The following is an 18,458-nucleotide window of genomic DNA, read 5'->3' as shown; positions in this document are numbered from 1 at the left end:
AAGCAGGCATGCAGGAGTCTTTGGGGATGGGAGCCGTTTGGCGTTCGCTACGGTTCTCACGCCCAGGCTGACGCTGGACTGCTAAATGTTTGCTATTGGCGCTGCTGATAGCAGATGCAAATTTTCTTCCGGCTTCTGTCTTTCTCCATCCCGGTAGGGATGTCAGATGGTAGCGGGGGGTCGCTGCGTAGCAGCACACCCCCGGTAAGCGAGCCCCCCCTGATAAACTCTCGCTCCCACCGTGGCCGAGGGCCACGTCGGGAGGGAGAGTGGCGACGCGGGCATGTCCGTCGGTGGCGCTATCGCTTACCGACGGCTACTCTCTGAAATCCCTACCGGGATCAAAACTTGCGCAAACGAATACGCTCCACAACACCGAAATTTTCGCAGTCCAGGATGACGCTGGGCTGTTCAAAACTTGGTGTTGACACAGCGTTTTCGTGGACAGTTTCTTGGCTGTCACCTCTCCCCCGACAAAGTTGGGGGAGAGGTCGGAGCGAGCGTTCAGCGAGATCCGGGTGAGGGGGCACGCGATGTGCGAAACGAGGCCAAAAAGCCGGTTTGCTGTGAATCGCCCCCTCACCCGAACAGGGCCTCCATCGGCCTGTTCGACCTCTCCCCCAGCAAAGCTGAGGGAGAGGTGACTTGTTGATGCGAGGCAGAGACTTGCGCACACCAGAAACGCTGCAACCCTAAAGATTGAACAGCCCAGCCATACGCTGGGTTCAATGCTCGCCCTCCTCAGCTCATCGAACCTTGGCGTTTGATGTTTCTTTCTCAATAACGAATGGAGAATTTTTCGCGATCCGGCAGCGGGTCGCGGTCATCGATCGACGTCTCGTTGATCTTTCTTTCCATCGAGTCGCCGATCCGGCGAAGCAGTTCACGCACGTCTTTTTCCGGCCCTTGCACGTCCAGAAGGACGTCTCCGTCGGGTTCGTTGCGAACGAAGCCGGCCACGTTGAGTCCGCGTCCTTGATGAATCGCGTTGGCTCGGAATCCAATTCCCTGCACATCGCCTCGATAGCGAACGACCTTCCGTATTTGTTTGATAGCTTTCATTGGATTATGGTGACGCCGACTTTCAGTTTCGACAATCCAGATCACACCACACGGTCGGTTTATGAATTGGTTGCGTTTGAGTTCAGTTGGCGTTGCTTGGGTATGTTCGGCTTCCTTGCTTGCGGGGATCTTGAGTGCTGGCGAGCCCAAGGTGTTGACCATCGGCATCGATGGTTTGCGTCGTGATGCGTTCGTCACGGCCAAGACACCCCACTTGGATTCGCTGGCTGAAAACGGCACTCTGTGTCTCGAAACACGAGTGACCTCGGACGATGTCACGGACAGTGACACCGTCAGTGGGCCGGGGTGGACCACATTCCTAACAGGCGTTTGGGCGGATCGACACGGTGTGCTCGACAACTCTTTCAAGGGACGCGATGCCAAGGCCGCGCCGCACGGGTTTGCGTTGGCCAAGCAAGTCAAACCCAACTTGAGAACGGCCTCTTATCTTTGTTGGACACCATTGAGAACGCACGTGACAACCGATGCGGACATCGATGTCGTTGTCACACCTGGCAAGAATGCCACCGCTTCGACTGTCTGGACAGCAGCGGACCAGTCACTGGCTTGGTCGGCAATCCCTGTCTTGCAAAACGATGACGCTGATTGGACGTTCATCTACTTTGGGTCGACAGACGAAACCGGTCACTCGTATGGTTTTCATCCCAGCGTGCCACCTTATGTCGCCGCCATTGAGAACGTTGACCGGATGGTGGGTGAACTGCTCGAAGCGGTTAAGCAACGACAAACTTACTCCGCTGAGGACTGGTTGATTCTGGTGAGCACGGACCATGGTGGCGAAGGAACCGGGCACGGAGGCGGACGCGAAAATCCGAATGTCTACACGGTGCCGATGATCGTCAGTGGAGCTTCTGCAAAGAAGGGTGCCCAGGTTGAGCGACCTGTTGGATCAGCACTCCCCGCGACGGTGGATCTGGTCGCTCTCGCGTTGACTCACCTGCAGATTCCAATTGCGCCCGATTGGAAACTCGCCGGAAGCGTGGATGGATGGCTGGAGCCAGTGTCCACGGCATCCGAAGCCGATTCCAAGCAGTGATTCACTCTCGCGGTAACGAGACGGATTCCGCGTAAGCCAGTTCGCCTGTCCAGCCGTCGTAGTACTGGAACACCACCTGCGGATGCGGGTAGGCAACCAAGCGTTTGTCGCCTTGTTTGACCGGCATGTTGAAGACGTTGTTGACCTGCACCACACAGAAATGCGGGTACAGCCGTTCCAATCGTGGCAGGTCGGCCAGCACGTAACTGCTCCAGCGGATGTCACATTCACGCGGTCCGAATTGAAACCGCCCCGTCGCAGGGCGATTGCTTTCGTCGAGTTCTGGTACGTGATTGACGCTGTTGTGCGGGCCGCAACAGAATTCCCAGACGTTGTCGGTCACTCGAATCGCGAAGCTGTTGTGCAGGTCGCCCGTCATCACGAAGACTTGTTTGTCCATTTCGTCCCAGGCATCGATCAGCGTTTCTCGTTCGTCCAGGAAGCCTGTCCAGGCTTCTTCTTTGTTGGCTTCGTCGGCTTCGAACCCGCCCGCACCACTGTGTGGGATCATCATCGGGACGCTGGAAATCAGAAAGGTGAACTTGGCATCGCTGGCTTTCATCTCACGCAGCAGCCATTCGCGTTGATGTTTGCCCAGCATCGAAACACCTGGTTTGTCCCGCTGCGAAACATCGTGCATGTCGCGGTCGCCGCGAGTGTCGAGCAAAAAGAAGTCGCAGTTGGAGACACTGAATTTTCCATAGCTGCGTTGTCCGATGGAGTAGCTGACTTGGCCGTCGGCTTTGGCGGGCATGTGAAGTCGGACCGTGTGTTCATCGACCACTTCCACGATGTCATAGACATACGAGTTGGCTTCGCCGTCGTCGGTGTCGTAGATCATGTCATTGACGCCTGCGGTGTCGGTTCCCCAGTGCACGTGCAGGTTCAGCATCTCATTCAGTGGCAGTTGCCGGAAGTTGGTTTGGCGATCGATGAGCAAGTCACTGCCCGCGGTCAGTTTCGCTGTGCTAACATGCAATCGCTGTTTGGATTCGACGGGGTTGGCCCAGCCCAGGTAGTCGTTCCAGGCGTAAGTTCCGATGTCGCGGAAGACGGTTCGGCGGTGGCGTTTGCCCGCCTCGGAAGCTCCCCAAATGTCATTGACCAATTCGTGGTCATCGAAGGTGAACAGTGATGGCACGTTGCGATGCCAGGTCGACAACGCGTGGTTGCGAGTCAGGTAGAGTTTGTAGTTCTCCCAAACGCCGGTCACGGTTGGCATGGCTTCCACCACTTGCGGGAGCTCGTCGATGCCCTGCGTCAGTCGCCAAGCTTCGGCCGGGTACTCTCGAAGTTCTTCGTACAGCCAATCCCCGTTCATGATGTGAAAGTGGACTTTGTCCGCCCAGTCTTGATTGAGGTGTTTGTAGGTGGGGCTGTCGTGTCCGATTCCGTGAAGCGGATTTTGATTGGCGCACGAACCAATCTGGAAACGAAAGTTGAACAGCCCATCAGGATTGTGCTCCGATTCAGATCCTGCTTGGTCAGGCAGAGTGCGGAATGTTCCTGGCTCGCCTTGCGGGCGATCGTTGACGTAGATGCGGTAGTGATAGCGCGTGTCGGGTTGGAGATCGCTGAGCATCACCACGCCCGTGTTGTCATGTTCAATGCGTGTTCGGCCAGGTTCGCTGACGCGGTCCGACAAATCCCCGCCATGGTTTTCGGGTGGTCGTGTTCCGAAGTGAACGGTGAACTCACCCGCGTCCGACGTGCGAGCCCACACGGCCACGCTGGTGGCGGAAGGCTGGCCTAGCATGGGGCCGTGAGTCATTCGATTGGGATCACGCTGGGCTGAGGCGGTGGAAGGATCCGAGGCCAGAACCGCAAGTGCGAGGACGAGCACTGTCGAGAGAAAACGCGTCATGGGGCAATCTGTGTCGATGAGGCAGGGGGGGAGTGGGGGTTCCCAGTGTACCTGCCGGACGCGTGGCCCGTGTTTTCTAAGGGCAGTTGCCGTGGATCAGGTTGCCATCGGCATCGTGGCAGTCGGATGTGGCCGCGAATTCAAACTCCAGCGTGGAGTGGCGGATGTTGTGTTCGTTGATCAGATAGGTCTTGATGAGACGTTTGATGGGTTCGAGGTCTTCATACCTCGTGGGTTCGATGACCACATGGGCTTCGAGTGCTCGATGCGATTCGTCCAGTTCCCAGAGGTGCACGTGGTGGATTCCGGAGACGCCTTCGATCTTGTTGAGGTCAGCAATCATTTCGTCCAGTTTGAAATTGGCGGGCGCACCTTCCATCAAAATGCGAGTCGCTTCGGGAAGCATCTGCCAGACTTGGTAGAGGATGTAGGACGCGATCAACAGCGTCAGGAACGCGTCCACCCACAGCCAGTCCAGGTAGATGACGGCCGCAGCACCGATCAAAACGGCAACGCTGCCAGCGGCATCGACCAAGTTGTGAATGAAGGCAGCGCGAACGTTCAGTGAGCCCTTGCTCATCGCCCACAGCAGCAATGCCGTCCCAAGATCCACGACCAAGGCGATTCCTGCGGCGGCGGCCATCAACCAACCGATGATCGGTTGCGGGTCGAAGAATCGATGAATGGCTTCGTAAATCAAGTAGCAGCCGACGACCGCCAGGAGAGTGAGGTTGATCGTGGCCCCGATCAGTTCGGCGCGGCGGTAACCAAACGTGTACCGCTGGTTGGCTTCTTTGCGAGCGATTCGCCGAGCGATGTAGGCGATCAGCAACGAGTTGGCATCGCTGAAGTTGTGGGCCGCGTCGGACAGCAAGGCCACGCTGCCCGAGAAGATTCCCGCGATCACTTGGGCAACTGTCAGGAATTGATTCAGCAACACTGACCACAGCAACCTCGCATCGCTGACAGTGTCGAACTGGCCAGCGGAGGTCAGCCCGTGATGGTGCAAGCTTCCACAGCTTTCGGATTCACCAGCCGAGTCGCCCGAATGATGGTGGTCGCAACTTCCCATGGGAATGGTTCTGGGGCAGTGGGTTAGGGATTCACGCTGGTCGAAACGACCGGGGTTTCTGTCGGAGCCACGGAATGGCTGTGACCTGGCAGGCTTTCGATCCCAACGGCCAGGGCGACGCCCAGAAGCAACGCGGTGGTCAGCTTCAGGCGATCGTGGTCGTGAAAAGCAACCTCAGGAAGCAAGTCAGAGAGCGAGATGCAGATGAAGAACCCAGCCGAGAGTGCCAGCCCCCACCCGAGCAGAATATCCGTGTTGGCAAACTGTGTGGCACCAAAGTAGAACGCGATCGCGCCGATGGGGCAGGCCATGGAAAAGGTCAGGTTCACCATGGTTCGCTGAGCCGATGTCCAGCCACCTTTGCTCATCACCGATGTGATCGCAAAGGCATCAAGAGGCTTGTGAAGTGCCACCGCGAGGAAGGTTCCCAGGCCAGCGAGTCCGAGCCACGGCGAATGCTGGGATTCCGCAGCGATGCTGGCCGCCAAAGCCACCCCGTCCATCAGGGTGTGAAGCCCCAAACCAAACAACATGCCGAGCCAACCGAGCGGTTTGCTGCTGACGCGTTTGGCATTGGAGTGGGCGTGGTCGTGAGCGTGCCCTTCATGGCTGTGATCGTGATCGTGAGCGTGAGCGTGGGCGTCGTGATGCCCATGAGCATGATGGTGATCGTGCGATTCTCCGTGCCCATGCACATGCGTGTGGAACGTTCGCAGCAGGATGAACATCGTGATGATGCCAACCAAGACGCCTCCGCAGGCCTGGGACGCGGAGCTGATTTTGTGCAGCGAATGCGGCAGCAGGTGCAGCATCGCGATGCCCAGCATCAAACCAGCGACAAAGCTCATCAAGAGCTGGGTGCGGAGGTGTGTCATCCGCACCAAAGATGGCAACCAGCCACCACTGACCGAGGCCGTGATGATCAGCACACAGTACACCGCGAGCAGGGATTCGGGGACAAACAAGGCAATTGCCGAAGCGGGGGCACGGACGCGGCGAAACGCTTCAATCTACGCCTTTGCTTGAACGACGCAAGTGGAGTCGCATGGCCAGAATCGCTCCGCACAGCAGGATCACCATCCCGGTGTGAACCATCGCCAACGAGGCCTCCTGGTATCGGGCTCCGCTGTGCAACAAACCAAACAGTCGGGTGCCGGTCGTTGTCACACCGGGAGGCAGGGCTGGCATGGCGGCAGGGACGTCTCCTGCCGACACGATCGCCACGGCCGAGGCGGCAATGCCCAACCCGCGTCGCAGCAAGGGGAGTTCCAGGTGCCACCATCGCCAAGCGACGGGTCCATCCATCCGCCCGGACAGCCAAGTCGCGTCGTCGATGCCACCGTAGGCGTTCCGCAAAATGGCGTAGGCGACCAGGACGCTGCGCACGCCAACCGCGATCAAAGTGGGGACCAGTGTGTGGGTTGCCAGCCAATCCAGTCCCGGAAATGGCATGCGGAAGAAAGCCGCGACCGTCATTCCGATCACGGGGCCAGGTACTAAAAACAACATCGTTCCCAAGACATCGATGATCACGCCGGCCGTGCTGGAGGCACGCGCCCAACGAGCCAGTCCCAACGCGATGGGGAGCGTCCAGAGGATCGAGAACAGGGCCAGCTGAATCGTCCAGGCGATCTCGTCTTGAAACAGTCGTGGGGCTTCCGTGATCGCCCGAAGGGAGGCTTGCCATTGAAAGGTGGCTTGCCGTTGGCCGTCGACCACTTCGACGGAGTGTCCCGTTTGAACGACCAATCCAGCGAGTGGAAGCAACAGCAGCAACGTGCAGAGGCTCACGCCGACGCACGCGATGGTGTTCATTCCTCGCGTTGCTGCGTTTTCCCCAGCAGCATTCTTTGAGCTGGTTGACGTGGGGGTGGATTCCAGGCCTCCGTCCGATGCAACGTTCCAGCGACGACGTCGCAACCAAAACCAAAGCAGCGCCGGGACGCCACCGACCGCCATCGGAACCAACGTCGAAACCAGCACCGAGGTTGTGTTGGGATCGACGGAGTAGAACAGGTAGAACTGATCGGCCACGGTGCGGACACTGTGCAAATCCGCGACGCTCATTTCGGTCGATGCGAGCACCATCACGCCGATGACCGACGCGATGATCCAGGGCATCGCGATCGGCAACCGGACATGCCACCAACTCTGGCTGGGCGAAAAATCCAAGCTGGCCTGTTGGATCGCGATGGGAGAAATGCGGCGGGTCGCCCAAACGGTTGCCAGCGACACCAGGGCGACTCCGTGCATCCCATGGATCCACCCGACCCAGCCCAGGTTGCCTCCCGTCATGGTGGTGACCAACCAACCAAATTTGCCAGCGGTGGATTCCCAGGCTGCCGCCAGCAAGATCAGCGGCATGGCCAAGGTCACGAACGCGAAAAAGGTCCAGGTTCGAACCAGCCAGTGGTTCGGTCGCAGCAGGCTGACGAAAAATGCCGTGGGCACCCCGATCAAGATCGCGATTCCAGCCGACACCAGCATCAGCTCGATCGTCGTGGTGATGGCGGTCGCCCAATCATCGGCAAATGTCGGATCGGGGGCCGGCAATCCGGGCGGAACCAACGCTGCGAGCGGAATATTGGGCATAAAGGGAAGGTTTTCGAGGCCGAAAATTCGTCCTGCTCGACGATTTGCCGAACCGGCGATCACAATGGTGCGACCAACCACCTCCACGGAAACTCATGAAGCTGACATCGATCCCCCAGTTGTACCGCAATCTGCGCCGAGGACGCGAGATCCTGAGGGTGCTGCGCCGGTACGGGCTGGCGGATTGGATCAGTCGCACCCGTCGGTTGCCGCTGCAGAACTGGATCAAAGATCGCTCGGGCGTCCCGCTGACCCAGTACACACGGTCCCAGCGAATCCGGATGGCAATCACCGAGTTGGGGCCCACGTTCATCAAGGTCGGCCAGGTCCTCGCGGCTCGTCCTGACCTCGTCGGCAACGAGATCGCCGAGGAGCTGAAACAGCTCCGCAACGAAGTCTCGCCCGACAGCATGGAAGTCGTCGAAGCAACGCTGGCAGAAGAGCTTGGTCCGAACTTCCGCGAGCACTTCCGGCTCATCGAACCGGTGCCGCTGGCGACCGCCTCGATCGGACAAGTCCACCGGGCGGAGTTGATGGACGGACGACGGGTGGTCTTGAAGGTCCAACGCCGCGGCATCGAAAAGATGATGCGTGAGGATTTGGATGTGCTGGAAGGATTGGCCCAGTGGGCGGATCACGTGGAGGCACTCGCCGTGTGGGGCCCCTCGGACATGGTCCGGCAATTGATGCCGATGATCCTTCGCGAACTCGATTTTCATCGCGAACGCAGCAACTTGAAACAGTTCGCTCAGATTCTTGAGTCGGACAAAGCTGAGATTGTCATTCCATCCGTGTTGGATCCCTTGTGCACGCGGCGCATCTTGGTCATGGAAGAGATGATCGGCGAACCGCTGGCGAAAATCTTTGAGCGAGATGATCGCGAACCCACCGGCGAGTCGACCGAGATGACTCGTGCGGACCTGCCACCCGAGTTGGGCCGGACGCTGGCTCGAACCTATTTGCGAATGGTGTTCGAGGATGGATTCTTCCACGCCGATCCGCACCCGGGCAACTTGTTCTGCTTGCGAGACGGTCGCTTGGCGATTCTGGACTTCGGCATGACGGGTCGCATCGACGAATCGATGCGTGAGTCGATCGAAGAAATGTTGGCGGCGATCAACGCCGGTGACAGTCGACGGCTGACGCGATTGATTCGTCGGGTGGGCAACCCGCGAGTGGACCTGGATCAGTCGGCGTTGGAAATCGATGTGGCTGATTTCATCGACACCTACGGTCGTCAATCACTCGATCGTTTTGATCTCGCTGGGGCGTTGAATCAACTCAGCGAGATTCTTCACCGCCACGGGATCGGCTTGCCGAATCAATCCGCGCTGCTGTTGAAAATGTTGATCTCGTTGGAGGGAACCTTGCGAGAGATGGGCGTCGGGTTTGATTCACTTGATATCGTTCGCTCGTACCTTCGACGGGTGATGATCCGCCGCTTGACCCCGGCACGCCGGATCCGGCAGGCCCGGCGGATTTATCTGGAGAGCGAAGCGTTCATGGAGAACGCGCCGGAGCAGTTGCTGTCGTTGATGAACCAAGCTCGATTGGGGCAATTGCAAATTCGCTTGGAGCCCAAACGCTTTGCCCCGGTGGTCAACCGCTTGGTGGTGGGGCTGATGACAAGCGCGGTGTTCTTGGGTTCCGCGTTGATGCTGTCTTACGAGGTCTCACCGGTCTTGTTCCCCGATCAACCGATGTTCGGGATCCAGCGGGTCAGCATTCTGGGCTTGCTCGGTTTGATCGCCAGTTTCAGCGTGATGGTCGCCCTGTGCCTGGCGATTTTGCGAAGCGAGTAGGCACGACGACACGTAGCCCGATTCACACGGTTCGTCTCAGTCTCTCGTCTGTTGACTTGGGGGCAACACGACAGTCGAGTATGGCGACCACGTGCACTGCATCTGACGTGACGAGGTAGTAAATTGCAAACGGGAAGCGTTTCACGAGTGCGCGGTGAAATCCACGGTACAACTCATGCATGCCCGCCGTGGATCCTAGCAACGCCAAATCTTCACGCACGCAATCAAGAAAACGCTCACTTAGCCCAGGGGATATGTTTTCGTAAAATTCGGCCCCGTCCACGAGGTCAATTCTAGCTTCAGCCCTGAGTTCGACGTGCATCGAGCCGATCCCTGACGTCGTCAAATGCGGCATCCAGTCCCAATGGTGGTTCCGAAGACGGGTTCTGGCTCCGAGTTGCCAGAACGTCTCCGTGCCAATCGGGCGATACTATTTGCGTCGATGTAGCAGACAGATCCCGCCACAGGATGTCCATTGCGGCGATTTTTTCGTTGGGCGTCAAGGCTGACAGCATATTTTCGAGCGACATGTTTGCTCCTCCTACGATCCAGTGTACACCAAGCAAAAAGCTGAAAGGTTCCGCTCACATCCATTGGTAGTGAGAGGACCGCTATTCTGAACGTTTGAAAGTGGGATTTTCGCGAAGAATATTGAAAGCGTGGGCTCTAGGTTAAGGAATTCCATTCTCCGACGTTGGCATTGAGGCGAACAAATGAAGACCAAGAAACACCGCGGATCGTTCATGCTTCGCTTCATGGTTTTTGGATTCAGCGTCGCGGTTGGTTTGCTGGCGTTTTGGTTGCTCGGCTACATCGTTCGCGACATCGATCGTGTGCAGGGGCCGAACTACAGCCAGATGCTCGACGAGGTTTTGCCACAGGAATTGCAGGACGAGCGGCAATTGCTCGCGGCGCAGTTGGCGGATTTGAAGCAACAGATCGCTTCGGCCGAACGACGGCGAAAACTGACAACGCAAACGACTCGGGATTCCCAGCAGACGATCAATCAACTGCTGGAACTCAAACGCAACGCGGATGAGAACGCGACGTCGCTGAGTGAAGCTCAACAATCGGCGCTCACGGATAGTTTGCAATTGTTTTTGGCCAATCAGAGCCAGACACAAACGCTGAATGCCGAGCTGTCTGGTCTCAACGATCAGTTGGATGATGTGGAGCGGTTGCGGCGAGAGAACGAGCAAGTGATCACGCGTGAGAGTCGGCCCATTGCGGACGAGTACGAAACGCTTGCGGAACAACATCAATGGAAACTGGCGGCGTACAAGCTTGCGTTGTTGATTCCAATGTTGCTTCTCTGCAGTTGGTTGTTCGTGCGTCAAGCCGGCGGAACGTACGCGATGCTGGTGTATGCACTCAGTGGCGCCGTCGCCGCTCGTGTTTTGCTGGTGATGCACGATCACTTTCCTACGATCTACTTCAAGTACATTTTGATCTTGTTGTCGCTGGCCATTGCGACGGGAGTCTTGGTGCGGTTGCTGCGACTGATCGCCCGACCCAGTCGCGATTGGTTGCTGCGTCAGTACCGGGAAGCGTACGCTCACTTCTTCTGCCCGATATGCGACCACCCGATCCAACGTGGGCCATTGAAATTCGCGGTGTGGACGCGGCGGAGTTTGAAGAAACGCACTCCCGTCACGGTCGATGGCGATGCGGCCACATTCGACCAACCTTACACCTGCCCCTGTTGCGAAACGACGCTCTTTCACGCCTGTCAGAAATGCGGCGGCGTCCGTCACTCGCTCTTGCCCGCCTGTGAAAAATGTGGGGCAGGCGCGGAGGTTGAACAAGAGGTCGGTGCGTGATGTCAATCTTCCGTTGGCAGGCCGATGTCTTCGTTCCAGAGCGTTGGGTGGTTTCGGATGAAGTTCTGCATCAGCTCAATGCAATCCGGATCATTGACGATCTGCAAGTCGACGCCTCGGCTGCGGACGTAGGATTCCGGTCCTTGGAAGGTTTGGTTCTCGCCGACGATGATTCGCGGGATTTTGTAAAGCAGGGCAGCGCCGCTGCACATGTCACACGGCGACAACGTCGAGTACAGCGTGGATCGTGAGTAGTCGCTTGCGGTCAGGCGACCGGCACGTTCCAGGCAATCCATCTCGGCGTGCAAGATTGCACTGCCACTTTGGATGCGTCGGTTGTGGCCACGCGAAACGATTTCATGGTCGATCACCAGCACGGAGCCAATCGGGATCCCATTTTCTTGGAGGCCGAGGTGTGCTTCATCGAACGCGGCTTGTAAGAACGGATCCATCTTTGGGTCGCTCGGTGGTAACAGGGAGCAAAGGGATTGGCAACGGCATCGCGGCGTTGGTCTCGCATTGGATGAGTATAGTGTTGCATTCCCACTCAATCCCGTCCCCCAAGAAGATTGCCCATGCACCGCGTCATTTGCTTGGTAGCCTGTTTGTCATTGCTGGCAGAAACCTCCTTGTTCGCTGAATCGCCTGTGATGCAAGCCGATGACAAGGCAACGCCCGAGACAGGCCAAAATCAAACGCCCAAGAAGGCGAAGATGAAGCCGGCGCCGTTTGCTTGGGTGAATCCGATTCCGAAGCAAAGGCAACACCCGTCGCTCAAGCATGGAACGTTCCAAAGTCCATCGTTGAAGCGAGACGTGGGGTACGCGGTTTTGTTGCCGCCTGGGTATTCTAGTGGCGCATCGGCCAAGCGTTTTCCCGTTGTCTATTACTTGCATGGTGGACGGCCAGGCAGCGAGACAAAGTCACTCGCGTTGGTTCCGTTGATCCATTCCGCGATGGAATCAGAGCAGGTTCCGGGCATGATCTACGTCTTCGCCAATGGTGGGCCGGTCAGCCACTACAACATCCCTGGTGAACCAGCCAAGCAAGGTGCGGACGTGTTCATCAAAGAGTTGATCCCGCACATCGATGCAACTTATCGAACGATCGCTGACCGTGAGCACCGTGGAATCGAAGGGTTCTCGCAGGGCGGGCGCGGAACGATGCGATTGTCGCTGCGTCACCCGGAATTGTTTTGCAGTGCGGCGGCAGGTGGTGGCGGTTATGAAACCGAACGCAAAATCAGCGAGTCAGGAGGTCGCGAATCCGAGACACTGGTCTTTGCAGAAGACGACAACACTTGGGATTTGGCACGAGCCTATTCCAAAACGAAGACGCCCAAGGTGGATTGGATGATTTACGTTGGGACCAAAGGTTTCAACTACCAGAACAATCTGGAGTACATGAAGTTTCTGACCTCGCTGGGGATCCCTTTTGAACGCATCGTTGTCCCAGAGGTGCCACACTCGGGATTGAAAATCTACGAGCAACGCTGCGTTGAAATCATGCAATTCCACGCAGCGAATTTTCGCTGAGTCGAATGGCAACCGAGCGGGCGGGACGCTCCCGGTCGCTCGAACGAGTCTAGCAAGTGCGACTCCAGGTGGTCTCGCACCGGCGCTTCTGAGTCGCGGAGCGACGGCATTGGAACAGCCTTGGGTTTCGACCCAAGGTTCATTCGGACCAGAAACACCGCCCCAGTCGCGGAGCGACGACAGTTGCTAACAAGTGCGAACCCACCTGTCGCCGCTCCGCGGCTTGGAACCGGTGCAGGGTCAACAGGGACCTCGGGTTGAAACCCGAGGCTAGCAAATGTCACCGCTCTGCGGTTTGGGTGGAAAACATCTTGGGCGTTTCGCAGGCCAGTTCACCTGGTGGCTACCGGAGGGAGCAATTGAATTCAACGTCAGACATCACGGGGAACAGACGGATGACTCGGCACTTCAAACACCGCGCAAGCCGTCCTCCCGAGCATGTCATGGTTCTGTTCTTTATGTCGAGATGTTAGTCACTACGATGGTATCACAGAAGCGACATGTGCCAAATATGAGATCGATGAACGAGTGGTATGAACCCCAATGGCTGTCCGGTGCGAGCCTTCTGGAGCAAGGAGTGATGCAGAAGATATCTGTAGGGCATTTTCTCCCGTGACCACTACATTGCGGGTTTTTGCATTCGTGATTCAGGTCACCCTGTGACGTTCGCAGCCTTGCTCCGGTCCTGACTGTTGCGAAGGCATCGGAAGCATCAATCAGAGCTTGGTCATCGCGACTCCCATCGTATGAAGGGTAATTCTCTTGAATGGCGATAGCCCTCGCTTCCTGATAGGTGAAGGCAACGAGCTTCGCCCTAAAGCTTGGGAGAAATGCAGTCTCGATCATCGGTCGCTTCGATGATTGGTATTCTGAAACGTGAACAAGCTGGAGTTCGGTATTGCTCTCCACTCGGTACTGCAGAGCTGGGAGCCCAGATGCAAACGGGTAGTAAAGTGGCAAGATTTCATGCGGGAAGTCCTCCAACGGAAATGCAGCGGAAGACGCATCAAGCGTCGCAACTAGGTGGAGCGGTTGCAGCCATCCATCAGGGTGCGCATTGTGATGAGCAGGCTCACCTCCAAAGCTACACCGGCCGTCATCAGCTCGAACGAACCTAGCTGGGTGACAATCGATTCGGTGCCTAAGTTCTTTCATGTAGCAGAACGATTGCGATGACCGGGCCGCGGCGGTCGATCATCCAATTCAAAAAAACACGACTCCGCGTCCATTGCGTGGTTATCGCAGTTGTATGGAGATTGTGGCCATCATCGGAAGTCCGCGTTGGCAAGCAAGAGCCATAGTGTAACGACCGAAATAAAACCAAAGAAAACGGCTGAACAGAGCAAGTATGGGGACCATAGGAGTCGTCGAATCGATCGTCCAGTGAGATATGCGTATAGCGACACCAGCGGAATTGCGATCACCAATCCACACATCGCGCCGAAAGCGACGATGTCCACGATCGCAAATATGATCTCAGATCGGTACGACGCGTAGGCTACAAGTACGCAACTAAACGCAAGCAGCATAAGCACCGGCCAACGAACGTTCCACCGTTTTGGAGACTCTTCGGTTCCGGACGAGCTCGGCGGGGCGTATGGATCTCTCACTGTCGGCAAGTACCTCACGTCAGTACGATAACGGTGGCCGTCACCGGGTACGGCGAGTTGATTTTCCATTTGTAAACGCGCGACGCCGTACTCCGGTGCACGGCATTGTTCCCCGCGTTTTTTGTCACGCGTCAAATCGAGTGTCGTCTACGAGATGTCCTCGCGTGGCGCACCCGGCATACGACTACGGCAGTATCGTCCCAAAGGTCGCCGGAGGGAAGACGAACCATGTCGACACATGCACGCGGAACCGCAAAAAAGTCGGTGCGACCGATGAGCGGTGTAATTTGGTCGTGCTTGGCATAGTCGAAGAATCCGTCGGAACCGACCAGAAGGAGCCCGTTGAGTGGACCGTGCCAGAATGGAGCGGGTTTGGCCGCTTGAGAGCCAAGCAACGGCTTGCGATTCTGCGTGCGAGTCAAGTCAGTAATGTCAGCCCCGTCGATCACCCAAGCGCAACTATCGCCGACGCTGGCGCCCAGTATTCGATCGGGATGAAGGTCGACAATCACAGCGGTTGATTCACCAGTGTGCACGCGAAAGTCAAGTTGCGAGAGAAATTTGGACCAGTCAGTTGAGTTGTCAATCGCAGCGTAGTTCGCTCGTGTTTCGCGAATCACCGTTTCCGCCGCAAGGTGTCCGCCACCCGTGCCACCAGCTCCGTCGGCCACTACGATCAACGTGCGGTCGCCATCAGCTATGACGTCGATGCGATCTTCGCATCGTTCACGATATGCTTCGACAACGTGAGCAGTTTCAAACGATGTCATAGGTGTCCATCGCAGATTTCAGTCGGCGAACTTGTTTCTCAGCAGTTGGACCGACTGAGAAGAGGTGTTTGAGCGGTGTTCTTGCCGGTTTGGCGGTGAGAACAAGTCGAGCGTTTTGACTCCGCGGAAACTTGTTCTCAGTGAACCGGGACTTGTTCTCAGCGGGGCCTCCCCCCGCTGGGAGACTTCCAGTTTGCCCGATTCGCTGGGGCGATGCAAACCAGGGGATTGGCTGAGGCTGGGTGAGGTGGATGTTTGTGATTGTCCATTTTACTTTTTCAATGGACCCACGTGTTCGCGTTCGACCTCCCCTCGCTTCGCTTGACCCTCCTGCCAGGAGGGTGAATTCGTTCTTCGGTAGGACGTTGTGGCCGCAGGGGATTGCCCTCCCCCGGAAATCTCGCTGAACGCTCGCTTGCCGACCCCTCCCGTTTGCAACGGGCGGGGTTCTTAAGACGTAGGCCAGGTTTCACCTGGCACCGAGCCGATGCTTGGGAACCAAGCGAGGCGTCCGGGCAAGCTTTCATCACAAGAGTGATGTTGTTTGGCAAAGAGCCAGTGCCAGGTGGGACCTGGCCTACGAGCAGCAACGCGTCCGTCACAAGCTGACGTAGTTGCAAGACTGTAGCCGGATTCGCCAAGAATTCGGAGGCTCACCAGTTCGTGCCTCTGAATTCTGGCGAATCCAGCTACCAAGAGAGGCGTCCGGGCCAGTCAGACCGCTTGCGCGATCAGGGCGGAGTCACCGAGGGTGTCATCCGACCGATCGCGGGCTGATGGCATCGGCAAGACGGCCGGGGATTCGTCGGCACGGTCGTCCGCCGAATCCCCAAAAGCCATTTCGTCTTGCAGCGTTTCTGCCAGTCGACGTCGCGCGGTATGCAAACGACGCTTGATCGTTCCGACCGGGGCATCGAACGCGTCGCTCATCTCAATCAACGATTGTCCATTGAGATAAAACGCATTGAGCGTTTGACGGTCCAAGGTTCCCAGGCGTGCGATCCCGCTTCGTACCGCCGCAGCTTGCTCTCGATCTTGGGCCACGTTTTCAGGCGTGGTGTCATCGACGCAAGTCGCTTCCAGGGTTTCTGGATCGCACGCGGTGGCGGTTCGTTGTCGGCTGAACCGATTGATCGCCATGCGGTGCACGATCTGACGCAACCATCCACCAAACGCTTCTGGCACGCGAAGTTGATCCAGTTTTTGCATCGCTTGGATGAACACGTCTTGGGTCAATTCTTCGGCTTCGTGCAAGTTGCGAACGCGGCTGATCGCCAAAGCGACGATGATGGGTCGGTACCGTTCGAACAAATCACCAAATGCCAATTGATCTCCGCCTTGAGCGGCGATCACCAATTGGGCCACGGTTTGACCCGAGGCAGATGGGGACGCGGAGTTGCGAACGATAGCGTTGCCGTCAGTCGGCGAAACGGTGGTCGTAAAATCAGGGGTGATCTTCATGGTGTCCATCCTCCCGGGGTTCCGGGAATACTTTCCTGTTCAGGTCAGCCAAGCGGCTGCCTGCTGAATTGTTTCAAACCAGTTGGAAAACCCGATCGATGAATCAACTTCGTCAGCGAGCCCCGTGGACGGAAGCGAGAACTTCAGCGATGCACGACGTTTTGTCAGAGGTCTGTGAGGAAGACTTCTGCCATCGGTGTGAGCGATGGACGTGGGTGCAGGCGAGGTTCTGATCCGAGCGGGGCGCTGCCGACGCGAAACGCGATGGGCGGCATACGAAAAATCAACGGCGTGACCCAATGGGTCAGGCGTGCCAGAGACTTTTCGCGGCGTGCTTCAGTTCAATGCGAGGAAAAGGCGGGAGCCTTATCGCATATGCCTGTGACACGTTTGGTCGGTGGCAAAAGAAAACCGCCAGGGCTTTATTGCCGCAAAACTGGCTACCAGAGGCTCCGGGGCGCTGGACCCCGGATAACCGAGGCCCTCCCACTGCAATGAGCAGGAATGGATGACGACGCACAGAGTCTCGGCAGCATTGGTACGCATGACACCCACGATGTGGGAAATGCGGACAACACGTTGAGTCGAGATCAGGTTACGCATCGAATCCTCCCTGCGCCGATTTTCTCGGTGCGGTGATGGAGCTCAAAAACGGAAAGTAAGGACATCAGAATTCGTTACAATCGCGAATCGGTCAACGGGTTGTTACCCAGGGCCGAACGCTTCATGCAACTTCCCCGTCTCAACGGGGCGGAATGTCGCTGACTGGTTAGAGCTTTATTTCAGCAGAAGGTTCGCGGGAACACAAAGTTATTTTGTGAAAAGCACCAACTTTTTGATCGAAGGCGTGCGAAATACCGGCGAATTGCTGGCCCCGCTGCTGTTCCCACCGGTCTGCGTGTTGTGTGGCGAGCTGACCGGACCGGCTTCGGTGCGGAGGAATTCCTCAGTGGATTCGTCTGTCACAAGGCGGCGATTCGCGTCCTTTTGCCAGCTCTGCGAAACCTCGCTGGTTCAGTCCGCTCCGACGATGCAGTCGGCTTGCCTGCGGTGTGCCTGGCCCGCTTCGGGACACAACGATTCGGGGCAGGGCGATTCGGGGCAGGGCGAGTTGCCGTGCCCAGAATGTGTGCGACGAGAATCGCCGTTTGCATTCGCGTCCGCCACGGCCGTTTACCGGTATCACGAGGTGGTTCGCCAAGCGATCATCGCGGCAAAGTACCCTCGCAACACAGCGATCGCTCGCGAATTGGCGGTCCGGTTGGCGGATCGCTACCGTGTGGGAGAATCCCGCCGATTGGCGGACGAGTCTGGCTCCCCCGAGCCTGAAGCCGGCGGCACAGGAGCCCTCAGCCCCGAGGTGCCCGGGGCGAAGACGCAGGCGGAATCAGGGCGTTCGCGGGTCGTGACGCATGTGCCCAGCCCGTTTTGGCGTCAGTTTCGGCGGGGCGGTGTCGGGACCGGTTCGCTGGCCAGTCGCTTCGCTCGAGAGATGAATTTCTCGTTTGGATCGCTGTTGGAAACCACGCGTGCAGTACAAAAGCAGGCGTTCCTGGACGACATGGCTCGTCGTGAAAATGTGCGGGGAGCGTTTCAGGTTCGACGACGCTGGAGAAAACGACTGCTGGGGCGAGATGTTCTTTTGGTCGATGATGTGATGACAACCGGCGCGACCGCCGATGAAATCTCTCGGGTGTTGTTGGATGCTGGTGCTGCTCGAGTGGATTTGCTGGTGGTTGCTCGTGCGATTCGTGACGCACCAAAATGAATGGATGAGCGTATCCTTCCTTGCCGATTGGGTTGGTTGGGGCGA

14 protein-coding genes are annotated in these 18,458 nt (G+C 57.5%); 5 read left to right on the top strand and 9 right to left on the bottom strand.

The features are described from left to right. Positions 1-777 precede the first annotated feature (777 nt). Positions 778-1,062 (bottom strand): acylphosphatase, encoded by a 285-nt coding sequence (locus UH5x_RS14570; RefSeq protein ID WP_482632814.1) that lies wholly within the window; start codon positions 1,060-1,062, stop codon positions 778-780. Between the two features lie 130 nt (positions 1,063-1,192). On the opposite strand from UH5x_RS14570, the gene UH5x_RS14565 reads away from it, so the two are divergent. Beyond that, entirely contained in the window at positions 1,193-2,119 is a 927-nt protein-coding gene (locus tag UH5x_RS14565) for an alkaline phosphatase family protein (protein WP_482632813.1), read from the top strand. 1 nt (position 2,120) lies between these two features. Here UH5x_RS14565 and UH5x_RS14560 read toward each other — a convergent pair whose 3' ends face one another. The 4 genes from UH5x_RS14560 to UH5x_RS14545 all read right to left on the bottom strand — a co-directional run bounded on the left by UH5x_RS14560 (position 2,121) and on the right by UH5x_RS14545 (position 7,647). Then, positions 2,121-3,983 (bottom strand): alkaline phosphatase D family protein, encoded by a 1,863-nt coding sequence (locus tag UH5x_RS14560; protein ID WP_482632812.1) that lies wholly within the window; start codon positions 3,981-3,983, stop codon positions 2,121-2,123. A 76-nt stretch (positions 3,984-4,059) separates the two neighbouring features. Continuing rightward, a complete protein-coding gene (locus UH5x_RS14555; protein ID WP_047815906.1) occupies positions 4,060-5,055 on the bottom strand; it encodes a cation diffusion facilitator family transporter in 996 nt (331 codons plus the stop codon). Between the two features lie 23 nt (positions 5,056-5,078). After that, positions 5,079-6,020, bottom strand: a complete 942-nt coding sequence (locus UH5x_RS14550) for a ZIP family metal transporter (protein WP_482632811.1) — start codon at positions 6,018-6,020, stop codon at positions 5,079-5,081. 40 nt (positions 6,021-6,060) lie between these two features. Next, positions 6,061-7,647 (bottom strand): ABC transporter permease family protein, encoded by a 1,587-nt coding sequence (locus UH5x_RS14545; RefSeq protein WP_482632810.1) that lies wholly within the window; start codon positions 7,645-7,647, stop codon positions 6,061-6,063. Between the two features lie 95 nt (positions 7,648-7,742). Here UH5x_RS14545 and UH5x_RS14540 point away from each other — a divergent pair, with 95 nt between their 5' ends. Next, positions 7,743-9,449, top strand: a complete 1,707-nt coding sequence (locus tag UH5x_RS14540) for an ABC1 kinase family protein (protein ID WP_482632809.1) — start codon at positions 7,743-7,745, stop codon at positions 9,447-9,449. Positions 9,450-9,748: 299 nt separating this feature from the next. Here UH5x_RS14540 and UH5x_RS14535 read toward each other — a convergent pair whose 3' ends face one another. Further along, complete coding sequence (locus tag UH5x_RS14535; protein WP_482635999.1) at positions 9,749-9,925, bottom strand: hypothetical protein; 177 nt, start codon at positions 9,923-9,925, stop codon at positions 9,749-9,751. 237 nt (positions 9,926-10,162) lie between these two features. On the opposite strand from UH5x_RS14535, the gene UH5x_RS14530 reads away from it, so the two are divergent. Continuing rightward, positions 10,163-11,269 carry a hypothetical protein gene (locus UH5x_RS14530; RefSeq protein ID WP_482632808.1) on the top strand — a complete coding sequence of 369 codons (1,107 nt, stop codon included), beginning with the start codon at positions 10,163-10,165 and terminating at the stop codon, positions 11,267-11,269. Positions 11,270-11,271: 2 nt separating this feature from the next. Here UH5x_RS14530 and UH5x_RS14525 read toward each other — a convergent pair whose 3' ends face one another. After that, entirely contained in the window at positions 11,272-11,721 is a 450-nt protein-coding gene (locus UH5x_RS14525; RefSeq protein WP_482632807.1) for a nucleoside deaminase, read from the bottom strand. A gap of 123 nt (positions 11,722-11,844) precedes the next feature. On the opposite strand from UH5x_RS14525, the gene UH5x_RS14520 reads away from it, so the two are divergent. After that, positions 11,845-12,804, top strand: a complete 960-nt coding sequence (locus UH5x_RS14520) for an alpha/beta hydrolase (protein WP_482632806.1) — start codon at positions 11,845-11,847, stop codon at positions 12,802-12,804. A 1,741-nt stretch (positions 12,805-14,545) separates the two neighbouring features. Here the strand turns inward: UH5x_RS14520 and UH5x_RS14515 are convergent. Then, complete coding sequence (locus tag UH5x_RS14515; protein WP_482632805.1) at positions 14,546-15,184, bottom strand: protein phosphatase 2C domain-containing protein; 639 nt, start codon at positions 15,182-15,184, stop codon at positions 14,546-14,548. A 714-nt stretch (positions 15,185-15,898) separates the two neighbouring features. Continuing rightward, positions 15,899-16,654 carry an RNA polymerase sigma factor gene (locus UH5x_RS14510; RefSeq protein WP_047815896.1) on the bottom strand — a complete coding sequence of 252 codons (756 nt, stop codon included), beginning with the start codon at positions 16,652-16,654 and terminating at the stop codon, positions 15,899-15,901. A gap of 808 nt (positions 16,655-17,462) precedes the next feature. Here UH5x_RS14510 and UH5x_RS14505 point away from each other — a divergent pair. Continuing rightward, positions 17,463-18,413 carry a ComF family protein gene (locus tag UH5x_RS14505; RefSeq protein WP_482632804.1) on the top strand — a complete coding sequence of 317 codons (951 nt, stop codon included), beginning with the start codon at positions 17,463-17,465 and terminating at the stop codon, positions 18,411-18,413. Positions 18,414-18,458 lie beyond the last annotated feature (45 nt).

The sequence above is a fragment of the Rhodopirellula sp. UH5 genome, from assembly GCF_056839225.1.
Note: the sequence above shows the minus strand (reverse complement) of the source record. Positions and strands in the feature narration are given on the sequence as shown.

Coding starts and splice junctions, on each gene's coding strand:
- UH5x_RS14570 (WP_482632814.1), bottom strand. CDS start 1,062: ATGAAAGCTATCAAACAAATACGGAAGGTCGTTCGCTATCGAGGCGAT.
- UH5x_RS14560 (WP_482632812.1), bottom strand. CDS start 3,983: ATGACGCGTTTTCTCTCGACAGTGCTCGTCCTCGCACTTGCGGTTCTG.
- UH5x_RS14555 (WP_047815906.1), bottom strand. CDS start 5,055: ATGGGAAGTTGCGACCACCATCATTCGGGCGACTCGGCTGGTGAATCC.
- UH5x_RS14545 (WP_482632810.1), bottom strand. CDS start 7,647: ATGCCCAATATTCCGCTCGCAGCGTTGGTTCCGCCCGGATTGCCGGCC.
- UH5x_RS14540 (WP_482632809.1), top strand. CDS start 7,743: ATGAAGCTGACATCGATCCCCCAGTTGTACCGCAATCTGCGCCGAGGA.
- UH5x_RS14535 (WP_482635999.1), bottom strand. CDS start 9,925: ATGGACATCCTGTGGCGGGATCTGTCTGCTACATCGACGCAAATAGTA.
- UH5x_RS14530 (WP_482632808.1), top strand. CDS start 10,163: ATGAAGACCAAGAAACACCGCGGATCGTTCATGCTTCGCTTCATGGTT.
- UH5x_RS14525 (WP_482632807.1), bottom strand. CDS start 11,721: ATGGATCCGTTCTTACAAGCCGCGTTCGATGAAGCACACCTCGGCCTC.
- UH5x_RS14520 (WP_482632806.1), top strand. CDS start 11,845: ATGCACCGCGTCATTTGCTTGGTAGCCTGTTTGTCATTGCTGGCAGAA.
- UH5x_RS14515 (WP_482632805.1), bottom strand. CDS start 15,184: ATGACATCGTTTGAAACTGCTCACGTTGTCGAAGCATATCGTGAACGA.
- UH5x_RS14510 (WP_047815896.1), bottom strand. CDS start 16,654: ATGGACACCATGAAGATCACCCCTGATTTTACGACCACCGTTTCGCCG.